The organism is Amycolatopsis mongoliensis (assembly GCF_030285665.1).
GTDB classification, from domain to species: Bacteria; Actinomycetota; Actinomycetes; order Mycobacteriales; family Pseudonocardiaceae; genus Amycolatopsis; species Amycolatopsis mongoliensis.
Map to the genome: position 1 here is coordinate 1317932 of NZ_CP127295.1, position 25569 is coordinate 1343500.

At 71.9% G+C, this 25569-nt stretch carries 28 protein-coding genes; 17 read left to right on the top strand and 11 right to left on the bottom strand.

What is annotated here, in order from left to right:
- Positions 1 to 52 precede the first annotated feature (52 nt).
- From QRX60_RS06090 to QRX60_RS06105, 4 genes are all read left to right on the top strand, one after another.
- The gene (locus tag QRX60_RS06090) at positions 53 to 1318 is read left to right on the top strand and encodes a helix-turn-helix domain-containing protein (protein WP_285999816.1); all 1266 of its coding nucleotides are present in this window, start codon (positions 53 to 55) and stop codon (positions 1316 to 1318) included.
- A gap of 314 nt (positions 1319 to 1632) precedes the next feature.
- Complete coding sequence (locus tag QRX60_RS06095) at positions 1633 to 3897, top strand: M4 family metallopeptidase (RefSeq protein ID WP_285999817.1); 2265 nt, start codon at positions 1633 to 1635, stop codon at positions 3895 to 3897.
- A 98-nt stretch (positions 3898 to 3995) separates the two neighbouring features.
- Positions 3996 to 5603, top strand: a complete 1608-nt coding sequence (locus QRX60_RS06100) for a M28 family peptidase (RefSeq protein WP_285999818.1) — start codon at positions 3996 to 3998, stop codon at positions 5601 to 5603.
- Positions 5604 to 5739: 136 nt separating this feature from the next.
- A complete protein-coding gene (locus tag QRX60_RS06105; protein WP_285999819.1) occupies positions 5740 to 6792 on the top strand; it encodes a chitinase in 1053 nt (350 codons plus the stop codon).
- 43 nt (positions 6793 to 6835) lie between these two features.
- Here QRX60_RS06105 and QRX60_RS06110 read toward each other — a convergent pair whose 3' ends face one another.
- A complete protein-coding gene (locus tag QRX60_RS06110; protein ID WP_285999820.1) occupies positions 6836 to 7642 on the bottom strand; it encodes a DUF3152 domain-containing protein in 807 nt (268 codons plus the stop codon).
- Between the two features lie 212 nt (positions 7643 to 7854).
- On the bottom strand, positions 7855 to 8925 hold the full coding sequence (dapE, locus tag QRX60_RS06115; protein WP_285999821.1) for a succinyl-diaminopimelate desuccinylase: 1071 nt from the start codon (positions 8923 to 8925) through the stop codon (positions 7855 to 7857).
- Between the two features lie 44 nt (positions 8926 to 8969).
- Between dapE and QRX60_RS06120 the strand changes: the two genes are divergently transcribed.
- Genes QRX60_RS06120 through QRX60_RS06130 form a run of 3 tightly spaced genes read left to right on the top strand, consistent with a single transcriptional unit; the run spans position 8970 to position 11356 of the window.
- Entirely contained in the window at positions 8970 to 9377 is a 408-nt protein-coding gene (locus QRX60_RS06120) for a hypothetical protein (protein ID WP_286003515.1), read from the top strand.
- Positions 9378 to 9405: 28 nt separating this feature from the next.
- Complete coding sequence (dapD, locus tag QRX60_RS06125; protein WP_285999822.1) at positions 9406 to 10389, top strand: 2,3,4,5-tetrahydropyridine-2,6-dicarboxylate N-succinyltransferase; 984 nt, start codon at positions 9406 to 9408, stop codon at positions 10387 to 10389.
- A gap of 28 nt (positions 10390 to 10417) precedes the next feature.
- Complete coding sequence (locus QRX60_RS06130; protein WP_285999823.1) at positions 10418 to 11356, top strand: CHAD domain-containing protein; 939 nt, start codon at positions 10418 to 10420, stop codon at positions 11354 to 11356.
- A gap of 46 nt (positions 11357 to 11402) precedes the next feature.
- Here QRX60_RS06130 and QRX60_RS06135 read toward each other — a convergent pair whose 3' ends face one another.
- Positions 11403 to 12827 (bottom strand): FAD-dependent monooxygenase, encoded by a 1425-nt coding sequence (locus QRX60_RS06135; RefSeq protein ID WP_285999824.1) that lies wholly within the window; start codon positions 12825 to 12827, stop codon positions 11403 to 11405.
- Between the two features lie 44 nt (positions 12828 to 12871).
- Between QRX60_RS06135 and QRX60_RS06140 the strand changes: the two genes are divergently transcribed.
- On the top strand, positions 12872 to 13519 hold the full coding sequence (locus tag QRX60_RS06140; protein ID WP_285999825.1) for a TetR/AcrR family transcriptional regulator: 648 nt from the start codon (positions 12872 to 12874) through the stop codon (positions 13517 to 13519).
- Here QRX60_RS06140 and QRX60_RS06145 read toward each other — a convergent pair.
- Positions 13500 to 14132 carry a TetR/AcrR family transcriptional regulator gene (locus tag QRX60_RS06145; RefSeq protein ID WP_285999826.1) on the bottom strand — a complete coding sequence of 211 codons (633 nt, stop codon included), beginning with the start codon at positions 14130 to 14132 and terminating at the stop codon, positions 13500 to 13502. The two genes, QRX60_RS06140 and QRX60_RS06145, sit on opposite strands and share 20 nt — an antisense overlap.
- 57 nt (positions 14133 to 14189) lie before the next feature.
- Here QRX60_RS06145 and QRX60_RS06150 point away from each other — a divergent pair, with 57 nt between their 5' ends.
- On the top strand, positions 14190 to 15104 hold the full coding sequence (locus QRX60_RS06150) for a ketopantoate reductase family protein (protein WP_285999827.1): 915 nt from the start codon (positions 14190 to 14192) through the stop codon (positions 15102 to 15104).
- Here QRX60_RS06150 and QRX60_RS06155 read toward each other — a convergent pair.
- The 4 genes from QRX60_RS06155 to QRX60_RS06170 form a co-directional block, all read right to left on the bottom strand.
- Positions 15065 to 15370: an antibiotic biosynthesis monooxygenase gene (locus QRX60_RS06155; protein ID WP_285999828.1), complete on the bottom strand. Its 306-nt coding sequence runs from the start codon at positions 15368 to 15370 to the stop codon at positions 15065 to 15067. The two genes, QRX60_RS06150 and QRX60_RS06155, sit on opposite strands and share 40 nt — an antisense overlap.
- Positions 15371 to 15403: 33 nt before the next feature.
- Complete coding sequence (gene dapC / locus QRX60_RS06160) at positions 15404 to 16495, bottom strand: succinyldiaminopimelate transaminase (RefSeq protein ID WP_285999829.1); 1092 nt, start codon at positions 16493 to 16495, stop codon at positions 15404 to 15406.
- The gene (gene fdxA, locus QRX60_RS06165) at positions 16492 to 16812 is read right to left on the bottom strand and encodes a ferredoxin (protein ID WP_003083029.1); all 321 of its coding nucleotides are present in this window, start codon (positions 16810 to 16812) and stop codon (positions 16492 to 16494) included. The genes dapC and fdxA overlap by 4 nt, the downstream gene beginning before the upstream one ends.
- A gap of 109 nt (positions 16813 to 16921) precedes the next feature.
- Positions 16922 to 17095 carry a hypothetical protein gene (locus QRX60_RS06170; protein ID WP_285999830.1) on the bottom strand — a complete coding sequence of 58 codons (174 nt, stop codon included), beginning with the start codon at positions 17093 to 17095 and terminating at the stop codon, positions 16922 to 16924.
- Positions 17096 to 17154: 59 nt separating this feature from the next.
- Between QRX60_RS06170 and QRX60_RS06175 the strand changes: the two genes are divergently transcribed.
- From QRX60_RS06175 to QRX60_RS06205, 7 genes are read left to right on the top strand one after another with little or no spacing between them, the layout of a single operon-like run.
- Positions 17155 to 17946 carry a GNAT family N-acetyltransferase gene (locus QRX60_RS06175; protein WP_285999831.1) on the top strand — a complete coding sequence of 264 codons (792 nt, stop codon included), beginning with the start codon at positions 17155 to 17157 and terminating at the stop codon, positions 17944 to 17946.
- On the top strand, positions 17943 to 18932 hold the full coding sequence (cofD, locus tag QRX60_RS06180) for a 2-phospho-L-lactate transferase (RefSeq protein ID WP_285999832.1): 990 nt from the start codon (positions 17943 to 17945) through the stop codon (positions 18930 to 18932). Before QRX60_RS06175 ends, cofD begins: the two co-directional genes overlap by 4 nt.
- Entirely contained in the window at positions 18868 to 20262 is a 1395-nt protein-coding gene (locus tag QRX60_RS06185) for a coenzyme F420-0:L-glutamate ligase (RefSeq protein WP_285999833.1), read from the top strand. The genes cofD and QRX60_RS06185 overlap by 65 nt, the downstream gene beginning before the upstream one ends.
- On the top strand, positions 20259 to 20804 hold the full coding sequence (locus QRX60_RS06190) for an NUDIX hydrolase (RefSeq protein WP_285999834.1): 546 nt from the start codon (positions 20259 to 20261) through the stop codon (positions 20802 to 20804). The genes QRX60_RS06185 and QRX60_RS06190 overlap by 4 nt, the downstream gene beginning before the upstream one ends.
- Before the next feature lie 26 nt (positions 20805 to 20830).
- The gene (locus QRX60_RS06195; protein WP_285999835.1) at positions 20831 to 21235 is read left to right on the top strand and encodes a hypothetical protein; all 405 of its coding nucleotides are present in this window, start codon (positions 20831 to 20833) and stop codon (positions 21233 to 21235) included.
- Positions 21232 to 21597, top strand: a complete 366-nt coding sequence (locus QRX60_RS06200) for a GntR family transcriptional regulator (protein WP_285999836.1) — start codon at positions 21232 to 21234, stop codon at positions 21595 to 21597. Before QRX60_RS06195 ends, QRX60_RS06200 begins: the two co-directional genes overlap by 4 nt.
- Before the next feature lie 2 nt (positions 21598 to 21599).
- Complete coding sequence (locus QRX60_RS06205; RefSeq protein WP_285999837.1) at positions 21600 to 21902, top strand: hypothetical protein; 303 nt, start codon at positions 21600 to 21602, stop codon at positions 21900 to 21902.
- A gap of 61 nt (positions 21903 to 21963) precedes the next feature.
- Here QRX60_RS06205 and QRX60_RS06210 read toward each other — a convergent pair whose 3' ends face one another.
- Together QRX60_RS06210 and manB are read right to left on the bottom strand one after the other, a co-directional pair.
- Complete coding sequence (locus tag QRX60_RS06210; protein WP_285999838.1) at positions 21964 to 22860, bottom strand: DNA-3-methyladenine glycosylase family protein; 897 nt, start codon at positions 22858 to 22860, stop codon at positions 21964 to 21966.
- Positions 22861 to 22862: 2 nt separating this feature from the next.
- Positions 22863 to 23942, bottom strand: a complete 1080-nt coding sequence (gene manB, locus QRX60_RS06215; protein WP_285999839.1) for a mannose-1-phosphate guanylyltransferase — start codon at positions 23940 to 23942, stop codon at positions 22863 to 22865.
- 141 nt (positions 23943 to 24083) lie between these two features.
- Here manB and QRX60_RS06220 point away from each other — a divergent pair, with 141 nt between their 5' ends.
- Positions 24084 to 24551 (top strand): hypothetical protein, encoded by a 468-nt coding sequence (locus QRX60_RS06220; RefSeq protein WP_285999840.1) that lies wholly within the window; start codon positions 24084 to 24086, stop codon positions 24549 to 24551.
- Here QRX60_RS06220 and QRX60_RS06225 read toward each other — a convergent pair.
- Positions 24548 to 25408, bottom strand: a complete 861-nt coding sequence (locus tag QRX60_RS06225; RefSeq protein ID WP_285999841.1) for a glycosyltransferase family 2 protein — start codon at positions 25406 to 25408, stop codon at positions 24548 to 24550. The genes QRX60_RS06220 and QRX60_RS06225 overlap by 4 nt on opposite strands.
- Positions 25409 to 25569 lie beyond the last annotated feature (161 nt).

Here is a 25569-nt window from a genome sequence, read left to right on the forward strand (position 1 = left end):
GACTCCCCCGCCGCCGCGCGGCCTACCCTGAACCGGTGGAAAGGCGGCCCGAGTGAGCGAGAGCGTCGGTGAACGCCTGCGCGAGCTGCGCACCGAGCGCGGCCTCACACAGCGCGAACTGGCCGGGCCGCAGTACTCCGCGGCGTACGTGTCGTCGGTCGAGACCGGCGCGCGGACGCCGTCGGGCGACGCGCTGCGGTTCTTCGCCCAACAGCTCGGCATCGACCCGGACGAGCTCCTCGGCGGCAGCTCGCCCCGGGAGCTCCTGGAACTCGACCTCGAGCTGATCGAGACGGCGGAGCGGTTCCTGTCCGGCGACGCCCGCCGCGCGACCCCGCGAATGCAGCGGATCCGGCGCCGCGCCGAACGCCTGGACCGGCCGCGGCAGGCCGGGATCGCGCTGCTGTGGCTGGCCGGGTATTCGTCCGGCGACATCCGCACGAAGTACGTCGCCGAGGCGGAAACGACGTTGTCGGGCGAGCCGCCGCCGGTCCGGGCGATGGTCGTCCCTCTGCGGGCGGCGGTGCTGAGCGACTGGGGCGAGGCGCAGTATTCCCTGCACCTGCTGGAAACCTGCCACGCCGAGCTGCTGCGCGACGGATACCCGCAGCCGTCGATGCTGCTGACGCTGCGGGCGTGTCTCGCTGAGCGGCACCTGCGCCAGGGCGATCTGGACCGGGCCGCGGAGTACGCCGAGTCGGCGCTGCGGCTCACCCGGGGCGGCCCGGCGGTGCTGGCCGAGCTGACCCGCAGCCACGTCGAGGTGTGCCGCAGCCACCTGGCGGCGGACCGGTTCGCCGACGCGGCCGCGTCCGTCGCCGCGGCCTACGACCTGATGCAGGAACGGGCCCTGCACCCGGCGATGGCCCACTGCCTGCTCGCCAGGGCCCGGGTCCGCGGCCGCGCGGGCGACGTCGAAGGCGCGCTGGCCGACCTCGGCGCGGCGCGGGAAACGGCGTGGCCGGACGACGTCCCGGCGATCACGGTCGAGCTGGCGGCGGAGTACCTGGCGGCCGGCCGGCCGGAGACGGCGGGCGCGTTGCTCGACCAGGTCCGCCCGGCCGTCGTGGCGGGCACGGCGCTGGCGGCGGAGCTCCGGTTGCAGCTGGGGTCGCTGGCCCGCGCCCGCGGAGACGCCCGGGGCGCGGCGGAGAACCTGCGGGCGGCGGTCGAGCTCGCCACCGGACTCGGGGCGCGGGGTGTGCTGGCACGCGCCCTGCGGCCGCTGAGCGAGCTGCTGGGGGAGACCGGGCGGCAGGAAGAAGCCGCGAACGTGCTGCGGAACGGGCTGCTCGCGCTGGGTGCCGAAGCCGACTGACATCGTTTTCCCGAGCGGTACTAACGGTTCCCGGTGATCGAGATCTTCCGGCGTTCGGATGGTGTCGGGCACAGTCCCTACGAAAGTCGTTCCGGTGCGGAACGCGCGGAGAATCCCCAGCATCGGCGGGGTTTGTACGAATTGACCGCTGAATCCGGAACGCGGCGTTGGTCCGTTCGGCGCATTGACGCCCTGATCCGCTGATCCTTTACTCGGATGCGTCCGGACGCATACCTGCTGTTAGCACCCCGGACACGTCCCCCTTTCCCCCGCACCGCACCCCATCGTCCTGCCTTCGTGGAAGGAAGACCTCGATGACCCATCGTGGGTTCAGAACGGGCTTGGCGGCCGCCGCCGGGCTCGCCATGACTCTCGCGCTGCCGGTGACCCCGGCGAGCGCGACTCCCCAGGCCCAGCCCGCCGCACCGGATGTCGCCGCCGCCCGTGCAGCCGACCAAGCGGCCGCTTCGGGGCTGGACGCGCTGAAGCGCGGCCCCGCCGAAGCCTTCCAGCGCATCGGCCTGACCGCCGGTGGCGGCGGGCTGTTCTACGGCGCCTACCAGCGGACCTACCAGGGCCTGCGGGTCGTGGGCGGGGACGCGGTCGTCGTCGCCGACGGCGCCGGGCGCGTCCGCGGCACGAGCGCCGCCGAGACCGCGGCCATCACCGTCGGGACGCAGGCCGCGCTCGACGCCGCGAAGGCCGCGGCCACCGCACGCGCCCAACTGCCCACTGTGGACAGTGTGAGCACGCCGGAGAAGGTCGTGCTGGCCGGGGCGAACCCGAAGCTCGCCTACGAGGTCGTCGTCGCCGGGCGCACCGCCACCGCGCCGAGCAATCTGCACGTCTTCGTCGACGCGGCGACCGGCGCGGTGCTCGACAAGCGGGACGACGTCAAGACGTTCGCCTCCGGGGCGCGCACCCAAGCCCAGCCGAGCACGGTGAACGTCGCCGGCACCGGCAACAGCTACTACGTCGGCAACGTCGCCATCGACACGACGCAGTCCGGCACCACGTACACCATGCGCGACCCGGGCCGCACCGGCATCAGCTGCGGCCGCGAGGGCGGTTCCGTCTACAGCGGCACCGACAACGCGTGGGGCAACGGGACCGGCACGGACCTCGAAACCGCCTGCGTCGACACGCTCTTCGGCGTGCAGACCGAGTGGAAGATGCTGGCCGACTGGCTGGGCCGCAACGGCATCAACGGCAGTGGCACCGGCTACCCGGCGTCCGTCGGCCTCAGTGACGTCAACGCCTACTGGAACGGCTCCTCGACCCACTTCGGGCACTCGCAGGACAACCAGCGCCAGGCCACCTCGATGGACGTCGTCGGCCACGAGTTCGGGCACGGCATCTTCCAGTTCACCCCAGGCGGTGCCGGTTCCGGCAACGAGAACGGCGGCATGAACGAGTCGACCGGGGACATCTTCGGCGCGCTGACCGAGGCGTACGCCAACAACCCGAAGGACGTCCCGGACTACCAGGTCGGCGAGGGTGTCAACCTGGTCGGCGACGGCCCGATCCGCTACATGTACCAGCCGTCGCTGGTCGGCGACCCGAACTGCTACTCGTCGTCGATCCCCAGCACCGAGGTGCACGCCGCTGCCGGCCCGCAGAACCACTGGTTCTACCTGCTGGCCGAGGGCTCGAACCCGGGTGGCGGCAAGCCCGCCAGCCCGACCTGCAACAACTCGAGCGTCACCGGCGTCGGCATCCAGAAGGCCGGCCAGATCTTCTACAACGGCCTGCTGAAGAAGACCTCGTCGTGGAACCACAAAGCCGCCCGCAAGGCGACCCTCGAAGCCGCGATCGCGCTCTTCCCGGGCAGCTGCACCGAGTACAACGCCACCAAGGCCGCGTGGGACGCCGTCTCCGTCACCGCCGCGACCGGTGAGCCTGCCTCGTGCAGCGGCGGCGGGCCGGACTTCTCCGTCGCGCTGAACCCGGCTTCGGGTTCCGTGCAGCCGGGCGCCTCGGCGACGACCACGATCAGCACCGCGATCACCTCCGGCGCGGCGCAGTCGATCACGCTGTCCGCCTCCGGCCTGCCCGCCGGCGCGACCGCGACGTTCAGCCCGGCGACCATCCAGTCGGGTGGCACCTCGACGCTGACCATCGCGACTTCCGCGTCGACCCCGAACGGCACCAGCCAGGTGACCATCACCGCGGACGGGGCGAGCACCGACCACACCGCGCAGTACGCGCTGACCGTCGGGACCACTTCCTCGTGCGCCGCGGTGACCAACGGCACCCGGCTGGACATCCCGGACTACCCGGGTGCCGCGGTCAGCAGCACCAACACCGTGGCCGGCTGCGCGCGCACCGCGTCGTCGACGACCAAGGTCGAGGTGCACATCACCCACACCTACAGCGGTGACCTGGTCCTCGACCTGGTCGCGCCGGACGGCACCGCCTACCGGCTGAAGAACTCCAGCAGCAGCTCGACCCCGAACATCAACACCACCTACACCGTGAACGCTTCTTCGGAAGCCGCGAACGGTGCGTGGAAGCTCCAGATCCGCGACGTCGGCCCCGCCGACACCGGTTACCTGTCCTCCTGGACGTTGACCGTGTAGTCCCCGCCCCAAAGCCGTGAATGTCGCATTGAGGGACTCTAAGTCCTTCAATGCGACATTCACGGCTTTCCCTCCCCCCGCCGAAGGAATTCACCGCCATGAAGTGGAAGACCAGACTCGGAGCCGGGGTCACCGCCCTGGCCGCCGTTTTGGGCGTCGTCAGCGTGCCCGGAGGCGCTACAGCCACCGCCGCCACGGCGCTCGCCGCGCCGGACATCTCGCTGGCCAACATCAAGACTCATCTCAACCAGCTGCAGACCATCGCCACCAACAACGGCGGCACGCGCTCGCCGCGCGGCAGCGGCTACGCGGCGTCGGTGTCCTATGTGGAGAACCTGCTCAAGAACGCCGGGTTCACCACGACGCGCCAGACCTGCACCAGCTGCATCGGGCAGTCGCAGAACCTCATCGCCGAATGGCCGCAGGGTGACGCGAGCCAGGTCATCATGCTCGGCGCGCACCTCGACAGCGTGAGCGCCGGCCCCGGCATCAACGACAACGGCTCCGGCAGCGCGTCGATCCTCGAGACGGCGCTGACGCTGGCGCGCACCAACCCGGCGATGGCCAAGCGCGTCCGCTTCGCCTGGTGGGCCGACGAGGAGTCCGGCCTGGTCGGTTCCAAGTACTACGTCAACAACCTGCCCAGCGCCGAGCGCACGAAGATCAAGACCTACCTCAACTTCGACATGATCGGCTCCAAGAACTGGGGCTACTTCGTCTACGACGACGTCGCTTCGGTCAAGGCGATCTTCGACGAGTACTTCTCCTCGATCGGCATCCAGACCGAGGGCGACAGCGAGGGTGACGGCCGGTCGGACCACGCGTCGTTCAAGAGCGCGGGCATCCCGGTCGGCGGCCTGGCCACCGGCGCCGGCGACATCAAGAGCTCGGCGCAGGCGCAGAAGTGGGGCGGCACCGCGGGTGCGGCGTTCGACAACTGCTACCACCGCGCCTGCGACACGACGTCGAACATCCCGGACACCCCGCTGGAGAAGAATTCCGACGCGATCGGGTACGCGCTGTGGAAGCTGGCCGTCGCCACGACGCAGGGCAACGACTTCTCGGTGAGCCTGAACCCGACCGCCGGGACCGTCCAACCCGGACAGTCGCTGCAGGTCGCCGTGACCACCACGACGACGTCCGGCAGCGCGCAGTCCGTCTCGCTGTCGGCGTCCGGCCTGCCCGCGGGCGCGACCGCGTCGTTCAGCCCGGCCACCGTCCAGTCGGGCGGATCGTCGACGCTGACCATCACGACGTCGTCGACCACCCCGACCGGCACCTTCCCGGTGACCGTGACCGCGGACGGCGCGAGCGCCGACCACACGGCGTCGTTCTCGTTCGGCATCGGCGGCTCGTCCTGCGCTGCAGTGACCACCTCGACGCGGCTCGACATCCCGGACTACCCGGGGGCCGCGGTGACCAGCACCGCGACCGTAGGCGGCTGCGCGCGCACCGCGTCCGGCACCACGAAGGTCGAGGTGCACATCACCCACACCTACCGCGGTGACCTGGTCCTCGACCTCGTCGCCCCGGACGGCACGGCGTACCGGCTGAAGAACTCCAGCAGCGACTCGACGCCGAACCTCGACACGACCTACACCGTCAACGCTTCTTCGGAGGCCGCGAACGGCGCGTGGAAGCTCCAGCTGCGTGACGTGGGCCCGGCCGACACCGGATACCTGTCCTCCTGGACGCTGACCGTCTGAGCCGCGACCGGGGCGCCTTCGCCGCGGAGGCGCCCCGGTTGTCTAGACCACCCGTTCGTAGGTAGTCAGCGCTTTCCGCCGGTCCCTATCGTGGACGGACACGCCGCGTTCGCCCTCGACGACGATGGGAGCCGGTATGTCCGGTCGCAGAACCCGCTTCTTCGGAACCCTCCTGGCGGCGGTGCTGGCCGTCCCGCTGCTCGTGCCGGCCCCCGCACAGGGGGCGGTGCAGGCCGACACGTGCGCGGTGAAGTCGCGGCCCGCCGGCAAGGTCCTCCAGGGGTACTGGGAGAACTGGGACGGCGCCGCGAACGGCGTCCACCCCGGGCTGGGCTGGGTCCCGATCACCGACAGCCGCATGGCCCAGCACGGCTACAACGTCATCAACGCCGCCTTCCCGGTGATCCGCTCCGACGGGACCGTGCTGTGGGAGAACGGGATGGACGCCGGGGTCAAGGTGTCCACACCCGCCGAGATGTGCGCGGCGAAGGCCGCGGGGGCGACGATCCTGATGTCGATCGGCGGCGCGGCCGCCGGGATAGACCTGTCGTCCTCGGCGGTGGCCGACCGGTTCGTCGCCACCGTCGTGCCGATCCTGAAGCAGTACAACTTCGACGGGATCGACATCGACATCGAGACCGGCCTCACCGGCAGCGGGAACATCAAGACGCTCTCGGCGTCGCAGTCCAACCTGATCCGCATCATCGACGGCGTGCTCGCGCAGATGCCGGCGAACTTCGGGTTCACGATGGCGCCGGAAACCGCGTACGTGACCGGCGGCAGCATCACGTACGGCTCGATCTGGGGCGCGTACCTGCCGATCGTCAAGAAGTACGCGGACAACGGCCGGCTGTGGTGGCTGAACATGCAGTACTACAACGGGTCGATGTACGGCTGCTCCGGCGACTCGTACCAGGCCGGGACCGTGCAGGGCTTCACCGTCCAGACGCAGTGCCTGAACCAGGGCCTGGTCGTGCAGGGCACGACGATCCGGGTGCCTTACGACAAGCAGGTTCCCGGTCTGCCCGCCCAGCCCGGCGCGGGCGGCGGCTATATGTCGCCGAGCCTGGTTTCCCAGGCGTGGCGCGCGATCCCGGGGCTCAAGGGCCTGATGGACTGGTCGATCAACTGGGACGGCTCGAAGGGCTGGACCTTCGGCGACAACGTCAAGTCGTTGCAGGGCCGCTGACGCGGTCGTGAGTGTTTAGGGCGGTTCTAACCGCCCTAAACACTCACGAGTCGCCGGCCGGGATGGGGTCGTCGTACTCGCCGGACGGGCCCGCGTACTCGCGGCCGTTCGGGAACGGCCAGGGGTTCGGGACGCAGCCGTGCAGCCCGAGCGTCTGCTGCTCCATCACCGGCGCCGGCCGGCCCGCGCCCGGGCACAGCTCGTGGCCGTGGCCGAGCCGGTGCCCGGTCTCGTGGGTGACCATGTACTGGCGGTAGACGTCGAGCGAGGCGCCGTAACCCGGCACGGCGTTGGCCCAGCGGGCGACGTTGAGCACGACGTTGCTGCCGTTGCGGCAGGACGTGTAGCCGTCGGGGGTGCCACCGCAGAGCTTGTCGCGGCTGGCGGGCGTCGCGAGGTAGATCGTGAAGTCGGCGGAGTCCTCCGGCCCGACCTGCTGCAGCCGCCACTCGCCGCCGCCGGTCCAGCCGCGCGGGTCGCCGAGGATGCCGCGGATGGCCTTGGCGAACGCGACCGGCCCGACGCCGTCGATGTCGGTCTCGAGCGCGATCCGGTAGCGCATGAGCTTGCCCTGCGTGCCCGCCACCTCGTCGCTGCCCGGGGTGAACATCCACTGACCGGAGCCGGTCCGCGGGAACGAGATGGCGACCTCGACGCTCTGCTGCACCGGCTGAACCGGCTGCTGGGGCTCGGCGGGCGGCGGCGGCAGCGCGGTGGCCTCGCCGATGGCGGTGACGATCGGCCCGGCCGCGGGCGCGGCGACGGGTTGCTGCTCACAGGCGGTGAGAGCACCGGCGACCGCCAGCGCGAGCACGGCGACGGCCGCGGCCCGTCTCGCGGTTTTCGGCATGGTCCCTCCCGGATTCCCCTCACGGGAAGATACGGACGGCAGCGCGGAAAAGTTGCGGTGAAGACCGGCAACGGTACGTCACCGCAGCTCAGCATCCGCAAGTGTGACGGTCGCCACTACGCCCCAATGTGGCGTTCGGTGCGTGGGACGCACCCAATGTGGCGTTCGGTGCGTCCCACGCAACCAACGCCACATTGGGGCGCTGGGGCCACTCAGGACAGGAACTTGCGCAGGACCTCGGTCACCTGGCGGATCTCCGCCGTGTGGACGTTCTCCTGCTTCGTGTGGGCCAGCGTCGGGTTGCCCGGGCCGAAGTTCACCGCCGGCATCCCCAACGCCGCGAAGCGCGCCACGTCCGTCCACCCCAGCTTCGCCGCCGCGCGACCGCCCGCCGCCGCCACCAGCTCGGCCGCCGCCGGAGCCGACAGGCCCGGCAGCGCTCCCGGCGAAAGGTCCACAACGGACAGTTCGTAGCCGTCGAACACCTCGCGCAGGTGACGCTCGGCGGCCGCCGGGTCGCGGTCCGGGGCGAAGCGGTGGTTCACCGTCAGCACGGCCGCGTCCGGGACCACGTTGCCCGCCACCCCACCGCTGATCTTCGTCGCCTGCAGACCCTCGCGGTACGTCAGCCCGTCGATGTCCACGACCCGCGGCGCGTACTCCGCCAGCCGCCGCAGGGGCTCGGCCAGCGCGTGGATCGCGTTCTCCCCCATCCACGCCCGCGCGGTGTGCGCACGCTTCCCCGCGAGACGCAGCTCGACGCGCATCGTGCCCTGGCAGCCCGCCTCGATCACGCCGTTCGACGGCTCGCCGACGATCGCCAGGTCGCCGGCCAGCCACTCCGGCAGCTCGCGCTCGATCCGGCCGAGGCCGTTCTTGACCGCTTCGACCTCTTCGTTGTCGTAGAAGACGAAGGTGACGTCGTGCTTGGGTTCCGGCAGCGTCGCCGCGAGGTGCAGGAACACCGCGTCGCCGCTCTTCATGTCGACCGTGCCGAGGCCGTGCAGGATCTCGTCGGCGCCGGTGCCTTCGCGCCGCGAAGGCAAGTTGCCGTTCTCCGGCACCGTGTCCAGGTGCCCGGCGAGCACGACCCGCGACGGGCGGCCGAGGTTCGTGCGCGCGAGGACGGCGTCGCCGTTGCGGATCACTTCGAGGTGCGGCGCCTGCTTCTGGAGCGCTTCCTGCACGAACGTCGCCAATTCGTCCTCGCTGCCCGAGACGCTGAAGGTGTCCACGAGCGCGGCGGTCAGGTCGACGGGGTCGGCGTGCAGGTCGAGACTCATGCCCGGCACGCTACCGTGAGGGTGTGCGTAAGTTCCCGGTCGCCATCGGCGGCGCGTTGCTGGTCCTGGTCCTGTCCGGCTGCGGAAACGAAGCGGGCCCGACCCCCAAGCAGGGCGGCGAGCCCGGGCCGGACGCGCTCCCGACGAAGCTGGACGCGCTGACCGCCGACCAGTGCTACGCGAGCCCGCGCACCCAGCTGCCGAAGGGCTGTGAGAAGTACGTCACGGAGGTCGCCAACGTGCCGGGCACCGCCCGCAAGCGCGCGGACGACCGCGACCCGCAGCTGGTCACCGAGGCCGACAAGCTGGACACGGCCGTCAAGGCCTTCCGCAGTGCCGGCTGCACGACCGTGCCCGACGCGGGAGGTCCGTGCACGCAGGCGCTGGTCGACGTCGCCGCGGCGCTTTCCGGCCTGAAGAAGCAGGTGGACGCCCGGCCCACGACTGGTTGATCCCCGTCACTCGACTACGGTGAGGGCCGTGAGCGAGCAGAGCCCGAACCCCGAAACGACCGGCGCCAGCGGCGTCGGGCTGGCCACCGTCGCGACCGACGGGACGGTCCTCGAGACCTGGTACCCGCACCCGAAGCTGACCGAAACCGGCACCGCCGGTACCGAGCGCCTCAGCGCGGAGGAAGCCACCGAGATCCTCGGTGAAGCCGCCGCGGCGCTGCTCGGCCCGGACACCGACCGCGGGGTCGAGGTCGTCGCCGTCCGCACCACGATCGGCAAGCTGGCCGACGCGCCCGCGGACACCCACGACATGTACCTGCGGCTGCACCTGCTCTCGCACCGGCTGGTCCGCCCGCACGGCCAGAACCTCGACGGCATGTTCGGCCTGCTGGCCAACGTCGTGTGGACCAACCACGGCCCGTGCCCGGTCGAAGGCTTCGAGACGACCCGGCTGCGGCTGCGCTCGCGCGGCGCGGTGACCGTCTACAGCGTCGACAAGTTCCCGCGGATGGTCGACTACGTCGTGCCCTCCGGCGTCCGGATCGGCGACGCGGACCGCGTCCGGCTCGGCGCGCACCTGGCGAGCGGCACCACCGTGATGCACGAAGGCTTCGTGAACTTCAATGCCGGCACGCTCGGCGCGTCGATGGTCGAAGGCCGGATCTCGGCCGGCGTCGTGGTCGGCGACGGCTCGGACGTCGGCGGTGGCGCGTCGATCATGGGCACGCTCTCCGGCGGCGGCAAGGAGACGATCTCGCTGGGCGAGCGCTGTCTGATCGGCGCGAACGGCGGCGTAGGGATCTCGCTGGGCGACGACACGGTCGTCGAGGCCGGGCTGTACGTCACGGCGGGGACGAAGGTCGTCGTCGACGGCAAGGTCGTCAAGGCGCGCGAGCTCAACGGCGTCTCGGGCGCGGTCTTCCGCCGCAACTCGGCGACCGGCGCGGTCGAGGTCGTGCCGCGGACCGGCGCCGGTGTCGAGCTGAACTCGATCCTGCACGCGAACGACTGAGCGCCGGAGTTCACTTAGTATTCATGAGGTGACCACCGAATCGTTGCCTCGTACCCCGGCGGAGCTGGGCCTGCCGGAGTTCCCGGTCGAGGCGGGCCCGGAGGATCCGGCGGTCCACCACGTGCGGGCCAAGCTCGACCGGGAAATCCGCGCGCTGCTCGCGTACGAAGTCGGCACGCGCTCGGGCGCCGACCCCGAGGACCTGCACCAGATGCGCGTCGCCCTGCGGCGGATGCGCAGCGTGCTGAAGCTGTCCGGCGGGCTGGTCGGGGACGGCGCCGAGCCGGTGCGCGCGGAGCTGGGCTGGCTCGGCCAGTCACTCGGCGAGGTGCGGGACTACGACGTCCTGATCGAGCACCTGCGCGAGGTCATCGCCGACTTCGAGGTCCGCGACCAGCCCGCCGGGCACCGGCTGGTGTCCCGGTTCGTCGCCGAACGCGCGGCGGCGAAGCGGCGGCTGACCCGGGCGCTGTCCAGCGCGCGCTACTCGACGTTGCTGCGCGAAGTCAGCCTGCTGATCCGGGACCAGGAGGCCGCCGCCGAGGTGGCGGAGGAGTCACACGACCTGGTCGCCGGGCTCGCGAAGCCGCACCGGAAGCTCACGAAGGCCGTCCGCGCGCTGCCCGCCGACCCGCCGGACGACGACCTGCACGACCTGCGCATCCACGGCAAGAAGCTGCGCTACGCCGCCGAGCTGGCCCAGACGTCGGCGAAGAAGAAGCGGTCCAAGCGGATCAAGACGCTGATCAGGGCGACGCGGGACTTCCAGACCGTGCTCGGCGACCACCAGGACGCGGTGGTCGCGGCCGAGCGGATGCGCACGGTGCTGGAGACGGCGGACGGCGAGGTCGGCTTCGTCGCCGGCCGGATCGCCGAGCGCGAACGGGTCCGCCGCGCCGAGGCCCGTGCGGTCTGGCGCGAGTCCTGGGCCGCGGTCGACGCCGCCGCGAAGGCCCTCCACGCCTGACCAGCCGGTCGTGAGTGTTCAGGGCGGTTCTAACCGCCCTGAACACTCACGACAAGCCGCGGGAGACCGACCAGACGTAACCGTCCGGGCGGACCAGCACCTCCGCGCCCGGCTTCACGTCGTAGGCCGCGTACGCGTGGCCACCCTCGTCGACCAGGTCCGTGCCCGTCGCGACGCTGCCCGCGGGCAGGATCCGGTAGCCGTTCTCCCCCAGCTCGCCGTCGCCGAAGACCAGGCGGGTCGCGTGCGGGCCGGCGAACAGCTCGAACAGCCGCACGCGCTTGCCGTTCGCGTCGGCCAGCGGCGAGTCGGGGGCGCGGTCGCCGGGACGCAGCGCGCCGGTGCCGGCCGGGGACAGCGGGCCGCCGCGGTAGCTGATGTCCAGCTGCTGGGTTTCCTCGCCGCGCTTGTGCGCGTCGTCGTCGCCGTCGGCGTACTTCCGCATCAGTTCGGTCGAGATCCCGAGCACGCGAGCCGCGTTGGCCCGCCGCTCGGCCTCGTAGCTGTCGAGCAGTTCGGGTGCGCCGTCCGCGAGCTTCCAGCCCAGGTTGTAGCCGTCCTGGACGCCGGTGTTCAGGCCCTGGCCGCCGGTCGGCGGGTGGACGTGCGCGGAGTCGCCGGCCAGGAACACCCGGCCGTCGCGGAACCGGGCCGCCAGCCGGACGTTCGGCCGCCACACCGTCGACCAGGCCAGGTCCGAGAGCGTGATCCCGCCGCCGGTGAGCGCGTCGAGCCGGGCCTGGATCGCGGGCAGCGCCGTCTCGACCTCGAGGTCGCCGTCGCCGAGCGGTGAGCCGAACTGGAACCACGGCGTGCCCGGCAGCGGGCTGAACATCATGCCGCGCATCGGGTCGTCCGGCGAGGCGAACCAGTGCCCGAAACCGCGGTCGAGGCCCTCGGCGTGGACGTCGCCGAGCAGCATCCGGACCGACTCGTCGGTGGTGCCCTCGAACGCGATCCCCAGCGTCTTGCGCACGAAGCTCTTGCCCCCGTCGGCCCCGACCAGGTACTCGGCGCGGACGGTCTCGCCGGTGCTCAAGGTGGCCGTGACACCGTCTTCGTCCTGCTCGAAGCCGGTCAGCGCGGTCGCCAGCTCGACGTGGACGCCGAACTCGGCGAGCCGGTCGCGCAGGATGCCTTCGGTCTGCGACTGACCGAGGAACCAGCCGGTCGGGTACGGCTTCGCCGGCGTCGGCTCGACCGGGTCGACCATCATCCGCTCGCCGACCACTTCGCCGCCGACGTGGATCTTCATCGGCACCGGCGCGGCCCCCGCGGCCAGCACCGCGTCGAGCACTCCGAGGTCTTCGAAGACCTCCAGCGTGCGGGGCTGGAGCCCGTCGCCGCGCGAGCCCACGAAGTACGTGTCGGCCTTGTCGATGATCCGCACGGCGACGTCGCGCCGGGCCAGCTCGATGGCCAGCGTCAGCCCGGTCGGCCCCGCCCCCGCGATCAGCACCCGAGTGTCCATCTCGTCCTCCCAGTGAATTGAAATTCAGTGAATATGGATTCAGAGTGACACTGCTAGCGTCCGGCGTCAAGGAGGTGGCGGTGAACCGCAAGGAGAAGGCCGCGGAGACCGAGACCGCGCTGAAGGCGGCGGCCCGGCGCGTGTTCGCGCGGAAGGGCTACCTGAACACGAAGATCACGGACATCACCGCCGAGGCGGGCCGGGCCGCGGGGTCGTTCTACAACCACTTCGCGGGCAAGGAGGAGCTGCTCGAGGCACTCCTGGCCGACATCGCGGCGTCAGGCGACGAGAGCGCGCTGGCCGAGGGGCACCTCTCGGACTTCAGCGACCCGGCGGCGGTGCGCTGGCACGTGGCCCAGTACTGGGACTTCTACAAGGAGCACGCGTCGACGATGCAGGCGCTGCGCCAGGCGTCGATGGTCAACGACGCGTTCGCCCGCACGTTGGCCAGCTTCGGTGCGACCCAGGCGTCGGACCTGAACGGCCACCTGGCGCACGTCACGGCGGCCGGGATGCGGCTGCCGGCGAGCACGGAGCTGTCGATCGCGATGATGTACCAGCTGGTCGACAGCTTCGCGCAGATGTGGCTGCTCGACCCGACCCCGGCCGGGTGGGCACCGCCGACCGACGAAGAGGCGATCGAGGCACTCACCCGGTTCGTCTACCGCGGGTTCACGGGCCGGGACTACTAGTCGGCGGCGCGCTCATCGCCGCCGCGAGGAACGTGATCGCCCAGCGCCGGGCCGGTTCGCCCGAGGACGGGCAGTCCGGGGCCGGCCCGTTGTAGACGTCGACGCGGTCCACGGCCGCCACGGCGAGGATGCCCCGGATCCGGAACCACAGCTCCCCCGCCGAAAGGCCGGGCAACGCGTGCCCGAAGGCCGCCAGGTAGCGATCGCGGACCGTCGCCTCGGCCGAGCCGGTCCAGGCGCGCATCTCCTCGGCCGGGTCGCCGAAGATCCGCATGATCAGCCGGGACGTCCGGGCGCCGCCCTCGTCGCCCGCCAGCATCGCGTCGAACAACGGTCCCGCGAAGGCCTCGACCAGCTCGGCGACCGGCGGGTCCGGGGTCCGGGCCAGCAGCCGGTCGAGCCCGGCGGCCTGCGCGATGTTGATGGGCTCGACCACCCGGCGGACGACCGCGGCCAAGAGCTCCGCCTTCGAACCGAAGTGGTACCCGATCGCGGCCAGGTTCGCTCCGGCGAGTTCGGTGATCGCGCGGACCGAGGCACCCCGGAAACCGTGCTCGGCGAAGAGGCGTTCGGCCGCGTCGAGGAGCTGGGAGCGGGTGTCGGGTGGCGCCATGTGTGGCTACTATACGGACGAATGAATCAAACGAACGTATGAATGAATGAGGTCGCCATGAAGCTGCTCGTGTACGGCGCCGGGGTCACCGGCAGCGTGGTCGCCGCCCACATGCACGAGGCCGGGCACGAAGTCTCACTCCTCGCCCGGGGCGAACGCCTGGCCGCCCTGCGCCGGCACGGCGTACGGCTCGCCGAGGAGGACAGCCCGGCCGTCACGCAGGTACCCGTGCCGGTGGTCGAGCACCCGGCCGGCGGGTACGACCTGATCGCCGTCTTCGTCCGCGCCCATCAGGTCGACGCGGTGCTGGAGTCACTCGCCGACGTCGAAGGCGACGTGCTGTTCCTGCTCAACTGGGCGGCCGGTGCGGAGCCGCTCGGCGCGGTGCTCGGTCACGAGCGGGTACTGCTCGGCTTTCCCGCGGACGGCGGCACGATGGACGGCGATGTGGTCCGCCACCGCGCGACCAGCCCCCTGACCCGCCTGGTCCCGATGCCGATCGGCGAACCCGACGGGCGGAGCACCCCGCGCGTGGACCGGATCGTGCGGGCGTTCCGCCGCGCCGGGATCAACGCCAAGGCCCAGCCGCGGATGGACGCCTGGCTCAAGACGCACGCCGCGTTCGAGGTGCCGCTCGGGCAGGCGGTGGAGGCGGCCGGCGGTCCGGTGGCGCTGGCCGATGACCCGGCCGCGGTCCGCGCCATGCTCCACCTCATGCGGCGGAACCTGGGCGCCCTGCCGATGCCGCCGGTCCCGCGCGGGTTCGTCGCGTTGCGGACGCTGCCGGCAGGACTGCTCGTGGCCGTGTTGCGGCGCTTCTTGCGGAGCCGGACGGCCGTGCACAGCGGGCTCAGCAGCACCTCGCCCGCGGCGACGGCCGAGCTCGAGCGGCTGGCCGAACAGCTCAGTGCCCTGACCGCGACCGCCGGGCCTCAGGCCGGGTCCGGCCAGGCGTCGACGACTTCGACGTGACGCAGCCCCGAAGACGCGCTGATGTGCCGGAACCAGGCGGCGCACTCGGGCACCGTGTCGATCGACCGGGCCGCTTCCTCGGCTTCGGCGCGGCTGCGCCACAGGACGACGTCCAGCCAGCCGCCGTCGTCCTCCCGGGTCAGGTACGCGGCGAGGCAGCCGGGGAACCGCCGGCGCATCGCCTCGACCATCGCCGGCCGCTCGGCCACCATCCGGTCCACCGCGGCGTCTTCGACCCGGAAGCGGGCCAGCTCGATCGTCGTCACGACCGGCAACCTAGCCGGGAGCACCGACAGTTTCTAAGCGGTCAGGCGCTCCACGGCGGCGTCGACGCGCTCGTCCGTCGCGGTCAGGGCGACGCGGACGTGCTTACCGCCCTTGGGGCCGTAGAACGTTCCCGGAGCCACGAGGATCCCGCGGTCGGCCAGCCAGCCGACCGTCGTGCGGGCCTCCTCGTCGCGGGTGGCCCAGAGGTACAGTCCAGCTTCGGAGTGGTCGATGCGGAAACCGTTGTCCTGCAACGCCTTCCGCAGCGCCAGCCGGCGCCGGGCGTACCGCTCGCGCTGGGCGGAGAGGGCCTCGTCGTCGGTCAGGGCGGCGACCATCGCCTCCTGGACCGGGCGCGGCACGATCATGCCGGCGTGCTTGCGGATCTCCAGCAGCTGCGCGATCAGCTTCGGGTCGCCGGTCAGGAAACCGGCGCGGTAACTGGCCAGGTTCGCCGACTTGGACAGCGAGTGCACCGCGATCAGGCCGTCCATCCGGCCGTCGCAGACGTCCGGGTGCAGCACCGACAACGGCGAGGTCTCCCAGCCGAGCGCCAGGTAGCACTCGTCGGAGACCACTACGACGTCGCGTTCGCGGGCCCACTCGACGACCTTGCGCAGGTGCTCGACCGGCAGCACCTTGCCGGTCGGGTTGGACGGCGAGTTCAGCCAGATCATCGCCGGCTTCTGCGGGCCGAGCGCGGTCAGGCCGTCGGAACGCAGGATCGACGCGCCCGCCAGGAGCGCCCCGACCTCGTACGTCGGGTAGGCCAGCTCCGGGATGACCACGAGGTCGCCGGGACCGAAGCCGAGCAGCCGCGGCAGCCAGGCCACGGCCTCCTTCGACCCGATCGTCGGGAGCACGGCGTCCGGCTCGATGCCGGTGACGCCGTGCCGGCGGCCGAGCGCGGCGATGGCCGCCGCGCGCAGCGCCGGGATGCCGTGCGTGGTCGGGTACCCCGGGATCTCCGAGACCGACGCGAGCGCGTCGCGGATGCCGGCCGGGACCGGGTCGACCGGCGTGCCGATGGAGAGGTCGACCATCCCGCCGGGGTGCGCGCTCGCCGTCGCCTTGACCTCGGCGAGCGAATCCCAGGGGAAGTCGGGCAGCGCGACCCGGCTCATTCGCCCTGCGGGGGCAGCGCCTTGATGAACGCCGGGTCGTGGGCCGTCTTGCCCACCTTGGAGGCTCCGCCGGGCGAACCGAGCTCGTCGAAGAAGTCGACGTTGGCCTTGGTGTAGTCCGACCAGTTGTCCGGGACGTCGTCCTCGTAGTAGATCGCCTCGACCGGGCAGACCGGCTCGCAGGCGCCGCAGTCGACGCACTCGTCCGGGTGGATGTACAGCATCCGCTCGCCCTCGTAGATGCAGTCCACGGGGCACTCGTCGATACACGCCTTGTCGAGCACGTCGACGCAGGGCTCGGCGATCACGTAGGTCACTGCGCACTCCTGCTTTTCTCTGCAAACAGCCAGTCGTGGCCGACACTACGCGGTTCGGCCACCCGTTCGGTTGGTGAGGCAAGCCTTAGCCATACCCGGGGTATGGCGCTCACCTCTGCCGACGGCGCGGGGGCGGGGTGGCCCGGGCGTCGCCGGTGATGACGAAGCGCGGCTTGGGTGCGTCGTCCTCGTCCTTCTTCTCCCCCACGGCGCGGTTGAACCCCTCGGAGATCTCGTCGACGAGCTTCTCGTTGTGCCGCTCGTCCTTGCGCTGGATGCCCACGGCCCACCTCCTCGGAAAATCCGCTCCGCGCCGTTCGGCGCCTCGGTCACAATCTAGTCGTGAACGCACCCGAGGCGCTGGAAATCGTCTGCAGCAGAGCATGGCCGCCGCTGGTCGAGGAACCCCTGAACGACTGGCGGCTGCGCTGGGCGGGCGGCTTCACCGGCCGCGCGAACAGCGCACTCGCCGTCGGCGACCCCGGCCTGCCGATCCCGGACGCCCTGCGCGCGGCGTGTGACTTCGCCCACGATCGGGGGATCCAGCCGATGGTGCAGGTGATCCGCGACAGCCCGAACGAGCGCGCGGTCGTCGCCGAGGGCTGGTTCCAGGCGACGCGCCACCACCGCGGCCACGAGGTCGTCGTGCTCACCACCCCGCTGGCCGCCGGACGCATCTTTCCTGGGGAAAGTGACGCCTCCGGCCCCTCGGACGCATCTTTCTCGGCGAAAGTGACGGGTGAGCCGACGGCGGAGTGGTGGGCGCTGACGCTCGGGCCCGGCGAGGACGTCCCGGCCGCCCGCAGCGTCCTGACCGGCGGGAAGATCGGCTACGGCGTCGCGACGCTCGACGGCGCCACCGCCGGCGTCGTCCGCGGGGCCCTGGTCGACGGCTGGCTGCACGTCGGGCGCCTGGAGGTCGACCCCGCCTTCCGCCGTCGCGGGCTCGCGAAAGCGCTGATGGGCGCCCTGCACACGTGGGGTGCGGAACACGGGGCGGACCGCGCGGTGTTGCAGGTGGCGGAGGGGAACCCGGGCGCGCTCGCGCTCTACGCGGGGCTCGGCTACGCCCCGCACCACAGATACCGGTACTGGGTGCCCGCACCCGGCTCGTGCGAGGATTCGACGTCGTGAAGATCGTGGTAGTGGTCGGCGGAGTGGGCGGGGCCCGCTTCCTGCTGGGTGTCAAGGCAGCACTGGGCATGGCACCGGAAGGTGCTTCGGAGTCCGGGCACGAGGTGACGGCGCTGGTCAACACCGGCGACGACGTCTGGATGCACGGCCTCCGGATCTGTCCTGACCTGGACACCTGCATGTACACCCTGGGCGGCGGGATCGACAAAGAACGCGGCTGGGGGCACTCGGGCGAGACCTGGGTCGTCAAGGAGGAGCTGGCCGCCTACGGCGCCGAGCCGAGCTGGTTCGGCCTCGGCGACAAGGACATCGCCACCCACCTGATCCGGTCGCGGATGCTGCGCGCGGGCTACCCGCTGTCGGCGGTGACCGAAGCCCTGTGCGACCGCTGGCAGCCCGGCGTCCGGCTGCTGCCGATGTCCGACGACCGCGTCGAGACGCACGTCGTCATCGACGACCCGGAGCAGGACGGCCAGCAGAAGGCCGTCCACTTCCAGGAGTGGTGGGTGCGCTACCGCGCCGAGCCGAAGGCGCACTCGATCGTCGCCGTCGGGGCCGACGAGGCCAAGCCCGCGCCGGGCGTGCTCGACGCGATCGAGGATGCCGACGCGGTGCTGTTCGCGCCGTCGAACCCGGTGGTCTCGGTGGGCACCGTGCTGGGCGTGCCGGGGGTCCGGGACGCGCTGCGCAAGACGTCGGCCGGCGTCGTCGGGGTGTCGCCGATCATCGGCGGCAAGGCGCTGCGCGGCATGGCCGACGCGTGCCTGACCGCGATCGGCGTCGAGACGTCGGCGGAGGCCGTGGGCCGGCACTACGGCTCGCGCAAGGACGGCGGCGTGCTGGACGGCTGGCTGATCGCGGAAGGCGAGACGGCGGACGTGCCGGGCGTGACCGTCCGCGACGTCCCGCTGCTGATGTCCGATGTGGACGCGACCGCGGCGATGGCCCGCGCGGCGCTCGAACTGGCCGGAGCCCCCGTTGACTGACCACGCCTCCCCCAAGCTGGAGATCCTGCCCGTCACCGGGCTGCCGGAGTTCCGCCCCGGCGACGACCTGACCGGCGCGATCGTCAAGGCCGCGCCGTGGCTGCGCTCGGGTGACGTCCTGGTCGTGACCAGCAAGATCGTCTCGAAGGCCGAGGGCAGGCTCGTCAAGGTGCCCGCCGACCCCGAGACCCGCGACGCCGAACGCCGGAAGCTCGTCGAGCGCGAGGCCATCCGGGTGGTCGCGCGGATCGCGCGCACGGTGATCACCCAGAACCACCTGGGGATCGTGCAGGCGGCGTCGGGCATCGACGCGTCGAACGTCGAGGGCGACGAGGTCGCGCTGCTGCCGGCGGACCCGGACGCGTCGGCCCTGGCCCTGCGCAACGGGCTGCGCGAGCGGCTCGGCGTCGAGGTCGCGGTGGTCGTCACGGACACGATGGGCCGCGCGTGGCGGGTCGGGCAGACCGACGCCGCGATCGGCTCCTCCGGGCTGCGCGTGCTGCACGCCTACCGCGGCGAGGTCGACGGGCAGGGCAACGAGCTGGCCGTCACCGAGGTGGCGGTCGCCGACGAGCTGGCCGCGGCCGCCGACCTGGTCAAGGGCAAGCTCGGCGGCACGCCGGTCGCCGTCGTCCGCGGTCTGGACATCTTCGACGACGGCTCGACGGCGCGGAACCTGGTCCGCCCGCTCGACGAAGACCTCTTCCGGCTGGGCACGAACGAAGCCCTCGAGCAGGGGCGGCGCGCGGCCGTCCCGTCCCGCCGTTCGGTGCGGCAGTTCTCGGACGAGCCGGTGGACCCCGCCGCGATGCGCCGCGCGGTGGCGTCCGCGCTGACCGCGCCCGCGCCGCACCACACGCACCCGGTGCGGTTCGTGTGGCTGCGCGACCCCGGCCTGCGACACAAGCTGCTCGACGCGATGCGCGAGTCGTGGCGGGCCGACCTGTCCGGGGACGAGTTCACCCAGGACCAGATCGCGAAGCGGCTCAGCCGCGGCGACATCCTTTACCGGGCCCCGGAAGTCGTCATCCCGTTCCTGGTGCCCGACGGCGCGCACACCTACCGCGACGACCGCCGCAACGACTGCGAGAAGACGATGTTCACCGTCGCCGGCGGCGCCGCGGTGCAGGGCCTGCTGGTCTCGCTGGCGGCCGAGGGACTGGGTTCGTGCTGGATCGGGTCGACGATCTTCGCCGCCGACGTCGTCCGGGACGTCCTCGGCCTCGGCGAGCGCTGGCAGCCGCTCGGCTCGGTCGCGATCGGCGTCCCGCTCGTCGATCCCGGCCCGCGCGGGCCGATCACCCCCGGGGAAGGACTGCTGGAGCTGTGAGCCTGCACGCGGACGCCGTCGCGACGCTCGATGCGTGGCGGCCCACGGTCCCTTCCCAGGAGTCGCTGCGGCAGGCGTTCCTCGGGTTCCTCGCGGCGCGGGAAGACGCCTGTCAGCGCTCGTGCGCGGCCGGGCACCTGACGGCGTCGGCAGTGCTGCTGGACCACACGGGGTCGCGGGTGCTGCTGACGCTGCACCCGCGGGTCGGCCGCTGGCTGCAGCTCGGCGGGCACTGCGAACCCGCCGACGTCTCGCTGGCCGGGGCCGCGCTGCGGGAGGCCGCCGAGGAGTCCGGGATCGACGGGCTGCGGATCGGCGACGCGCCGGTGCACCTGGACGTCCACCCGATCACGTGCTCCCTCGGGGTGCCCACGCGGCACTTCGACGTCCGGTACGCGGTGCACGCCCCGCCGGGCGCGGAGCCGGTGCGCAGCGACGAGTCCGACGACCTGCGGTGGTGGCCGGTGGACGCGCTCCCGGCGGGGTCGGAAGATCTCGCCGATCTGGTGAAAGCGGCCGTTCCTGTCGGTGCCGGGCACTAGCCTGGGCTCCGGAGAGGGAGGACCACATGGCTACGCAGTTCCCCGAGCGGGTGCACTATCACTCCGGAAGTGGCGGCGGCGACGGAGTCTTCGGCTACATCGTCGTCGGCCTGCTGATCCTGGCGATCATCGTGTTCGTGATCGTGGTGGTGGTGCGCGTTTCGAAGATGCGCCGCGAAGAGGCGATGAAGAACGGCGGCCAGTTCCCGCCCGCGCAGAACTTCCCGCCGCAGCAGAACTTCCCGCCGCCCCAGGGGTTCACGCCGGGATACCCGCCGTCGCAGCCGATGCCGCAGCAGCCGGGGTTCGCGCCGCCGCCGGGACAGCCGGGCTATCCGCCGTCGCAGCCGGTGCCGCAGCAGCAGTACGCGCCGCAGGGGCCGTACGGGCAGCGGCCGCCCGGCCCGGGAGCGGGTCCGCAGAGCTGGTGATCATCTCCTTCGACAGCAGTTCGCCGGTCCCGCCGTTCGAGCAGGTCCGGTCCGGGCTCGCGACGCGGATCAACGACCGGAGCCTGCCGGTGGGCACGAAGCTGCCCACGGTCCGCCAGTTCGCCGCCGACCTGGGGATCGCCCCGAACACGGTGGCCCGCGCGTACCGCGAACTGGAGGAGGCCGGGCTGATCGAGACGCGCGGCCGGGCGGGCAGCTTCGTCGCGGCTTCGGGCGACCAGAGCCGGCGGCGGGCCCAGCAGGCCGCGGCGAAGTACGCGGAACTGACCCGTAAGCTCGGCTTGGCCGACGCGGAAGCGTTGTCGATCGTCCGCGCGGCACTCGACGAAGGGAACGGCTGACCGTGGGTTTGAACCTGCTGACACTGCTGATCATCCTGATCCCGGTCGCGCTGGTGGTGACGGTCGTGGTCGTCGTGGTCAAGACGAGCAAGCCGAAGCAGCCGCCGTACCCGCAGCAGTACCCGGGTTACCCGCCCCAGCAGGGGTACCCGGGCCAGCAGCCGCCGGGATACCCGCCCCAGCAGGGCTATCCGGGCCAGCAGCCGCCGGGATACCCGCCGCAGCAAGGCTATCCCGGTCAGCCGCCGTACCCGCCGCAGCAGGGCTACCCGCCCTCGCAGGGCGGTTACCCGCCCCAGCAGTAGCCGAAGTCCGTGAAGGCCACCCCGAGGAGTTCCTCGCGGTGGCCTTCACGGCTTTCGGGGCTCACATGGCGCGGTAGTCGCGCAGCTCGATGCGCGGGCCGAAGCGCGGCCGCCGGTGCCCGGCCGCCTCCAGGTACCGCACCGCCCGCTGCCGCTGCGGGGCGTACGGCGCCAGGACCTCCGCCATCCCCGCGTCGTCGAGTTTCAGGCCCAGCACGGCGTTCCCGACCATCGACGGGATGTTGTAGTCGCCGAAGCTGACCGCGTCCGGGTCGCCCCACGCGCGCTGCGCGACCTCCGCCGCCGTCCACACCCCGATGCCCGGCACGTGCCGCAGCAGGTGCCGCCCCGCGAGACCGCCCAGCTCCACCGCCCGCTCCAGGTGGCCGGCGACGCGGGCCGCGTTGAGCAGCGCCGTGCGGCGCTTGATGTCGACGCCCGCGCGGTGCCAGTGCCAGTCGGGCAGCGACCGCAGCGCCACCGGCGTCGGCGGCACGCGCAGCCGCTCCGGCCCCGGCCCCGGCGCCGGCGTGCCGAACCGGCGGCACAGCTCGGCCCACGACCGGATCGCCTCCTTGCCGGTCACCTTCTGCTCCAGCACCGCGAGCACCAGCCAGTCCCACACCACGCCGGTCGCGCCGAGCCGCAGCCCCGGGTTCTCGCGCCGGGCACGCGCGACGACGTCGTGGTGCGCGACGAACTCCGAGTCGTCGTCGTTCGCCCCCAGCAGTGCGGGGACGCCACTGAGCAGCCGGTCCGCGCCGTCGCCCCAGGCCGCGGCCTCGACGCGGCCGTCGGTCAGCTTGCGCAGGGCCAGCGTGCCCGGGCCGTCCGGCGTGTTCGACGCGAGCCACGTGATCCCGCGCTCGTCGGTGAGGATGTTGAGCGAGCCGCGCCCGCGCTTCAGCGGACCCAGGACGCTGCCCAGGTCGACCTCGAACGCGGGACGCCAGAACATCGCTACGCGTCGCTCGAGAAGCGGACGGAACCGTCGGGCAGCACGACGTCCGGCCAGATCCGGGCGCCGTCGAGCAGCTCGCAGCCGGCGCCGACGGACACGCCGTCGCCCAGCACCACGCCGCGCAGCACCGCGCCGGCACCGACGCGCGCGCCGTGCCCGAGCACCGAGCGCTCGACGATCGCGCCCTCGGAGACCGCGGCGCCGTCGAAGAGCACCGAGCCGTCGATCTTCGCGCCCGAGCCGACCACGGCCGCGACGCCGATCGTCGAACCGCCGGACAGCTGGGCGTCTTCGGCCACGGAAGCGCCGTCGAGCACCAGGAACTCGCCGGGCCGGCCGGGCAGCGCCGACGTCGGCGCGACGCCCCGCACCAGGTCGGCGGATCCGCGGACGAACGCCTCCGGCGTGCCGACGTCCAGCCAGTAGGACGAGTCGACGAACCCCTGGATGTGCGCGCCCTGTTCCAGCAGCTGCGGGAACGTCTCACGCTCGACGGAAACCCGGCGCCCGGTCGGGATGGCCTCGATCACCGGGCGGCGGAAGACGTAGCAGCCGGCGTTGATCTGGTCGGTCGGCGGGTTCGGCGTCTTCTCGAGGAACGCCTGGACGCGGCCGGTCTCGTCGGTCGGCACCGAGCCGAAGCGGCTCGGGTCGGGCACGCGCTGCAGGTGCAGCGTGACGTCGGCCTCGGTCTCGCGGTGCACGCGCAGCTGCTCGCCGAGGTCGGAGCCGGAGATGATGTCGCCGTTGAAGACGATCACGTGGTCGGCGCGCAGCTTGTCGTAGACGTTCCGGATGGCGCCCGCCGTGTCGAGCGGCTCCTCCTCGACCACGTACTCCAGCTCCAGCCCGATCGACTTGCCGTCGCCGAAGTACTCCTCGAACACCTCCGCCCGGTAGCTCGTGCCCAGCACGACGTGCCGGATCCCGGCCTCGCGGATGCGGGAGAACAGGTGGCTCAGGTACGGCGTCCCGGCTGTCGGGAGCATCGGCTTCGGTGCCGAAAGGGTCAGTGGCCGCAGGCGCGTGCCCTTGCCCCCGACCAGCACGACGGCGTCGATCTCGACCTCGGACGTCACGGAAATCTCCTCTTGTATCACGCACCGCTGAGCGACAAGCCGCGGGAAACCCTGACGGAGGTCGCCCGGAGGGCCTACCCTAGACAGGAAACAGGCGGGCCTTTCCCCAGAGGGCCCCGGGTCAGTCGGGAGGCCGAGGGGATGGACCCCCGCGATCGGGCGGACGCCCTGCTCGCACGAGCCCAGGCGCGCGGTGTGTTCGTGGTGACGCCGGACAGCGCCATTTCGCCGATGGACGCCTCGAACACGCAGCAGATACCGCGGGCGCAGATCGACGGCCTCGACAGAAGCCAGGACCCGGACACGACCACGCAGCTCCCGGCGTCGCTGATCGAGGAGAACGACCACCCGCTCGCGGGTGCGTCGCCCACGCGGCGGCTGGAGGCTTCCGGTGGCTCGCGCCGTCCGCAGGCGACCACGCCGCTGAGCACGCCGACGCCGACGACACCGATGAAGAAGCCGGTCACGGCGCCGCTGGCCCGCCGGCCCCAGGCCGAGCCGATCACGAGCCCGCTGAAGGAGCCCGACCCGGAGGACACCGGCCTGGTGCCGACGGTGACGCAGAACAACGGCAGGTCCGACCTTTCGCGCCGGCTCGACGGGATCTAGCGGGTCTCCAGCTTCAGCCGGAGCGCCAGCCCGAGCTTCGCAGCGGCCAGCACCGGCTTCCAGGCGAGGCCCTGGTGGCGGTCGGCGAGGTAGCGGTAGGCGCTGTCGTGGTGGGCCTTGAGCATCTTCTCCGACGCCTGCGACGTCGAGTGCCCGCCCTCGTGGGTGACGCTCGCGGACGGCGCGTAGACGTTCAGCCAGCCCGCCTTCGCCAGCCGGTCGCCGAGGTCGACGTCCTCGAAGTACATGAAGTAGCGCGTGTCGAAGCCGCCGACGGAGTCGAACGCCTCCCGGCGGATCAGCTGGCACGAGCCGGACAGCCAGCCCGAGACGCGCTCGACCGGCGTGCCGGTCTCCTGGCGGTACTGCTTCGTCCAGGGGTTGCCCGGCCAGACCTTCGCGAAGACGGCGTGCCCGATGCCGCGCCCGAACGAGGGCAGCAGCCGCGCCGAGGGGTAGACGGTCCCGTCGAGGTCGTGGATGAGCGGCCCGAAGGCACCCCCGCGCGGCCACCGGCTCGCGACCTCGAGGAGGGCGTCGAGCGACCCGGGCTCCCATTCGAGGTCCGGGTTGACGACGACGACCCAGCCGTACCGCTCGTCCAACTCCGCGACGCCGCGGTTGGCGGCAGTCCCGTAGCCGACGTTCTCGCCGATGCTGAGCAGCTGCACGTTCTTCCGGTTGGCGGTGGCCCTTTCGAGAGCACCCTCGACGGAAGCGTTGTCCGCGACGACCACCTTGACCTCGCGCTCGGTGGCCTTCTCGAGGGTGTCGAGGAACCGCTCGATGGTGTCCTCGGAGAAGTAGGTCACGGTCACGACGCCGACATCGTCGCCATAGCGGGAGTGCTCAGTCACCCGGCCATTGTCCACCGGTCACCGAACGCGACCCCGCCACCCCGCGCCCGGTGACGGAAACGCCGACACGCGTGATCAGGAAGCCGACACGCGTGATCAGGGAGTCGACACGACGCGCGCGGCCGGGCCCCGCCGCGTCGACCCTTCAATCACGCGAGTCG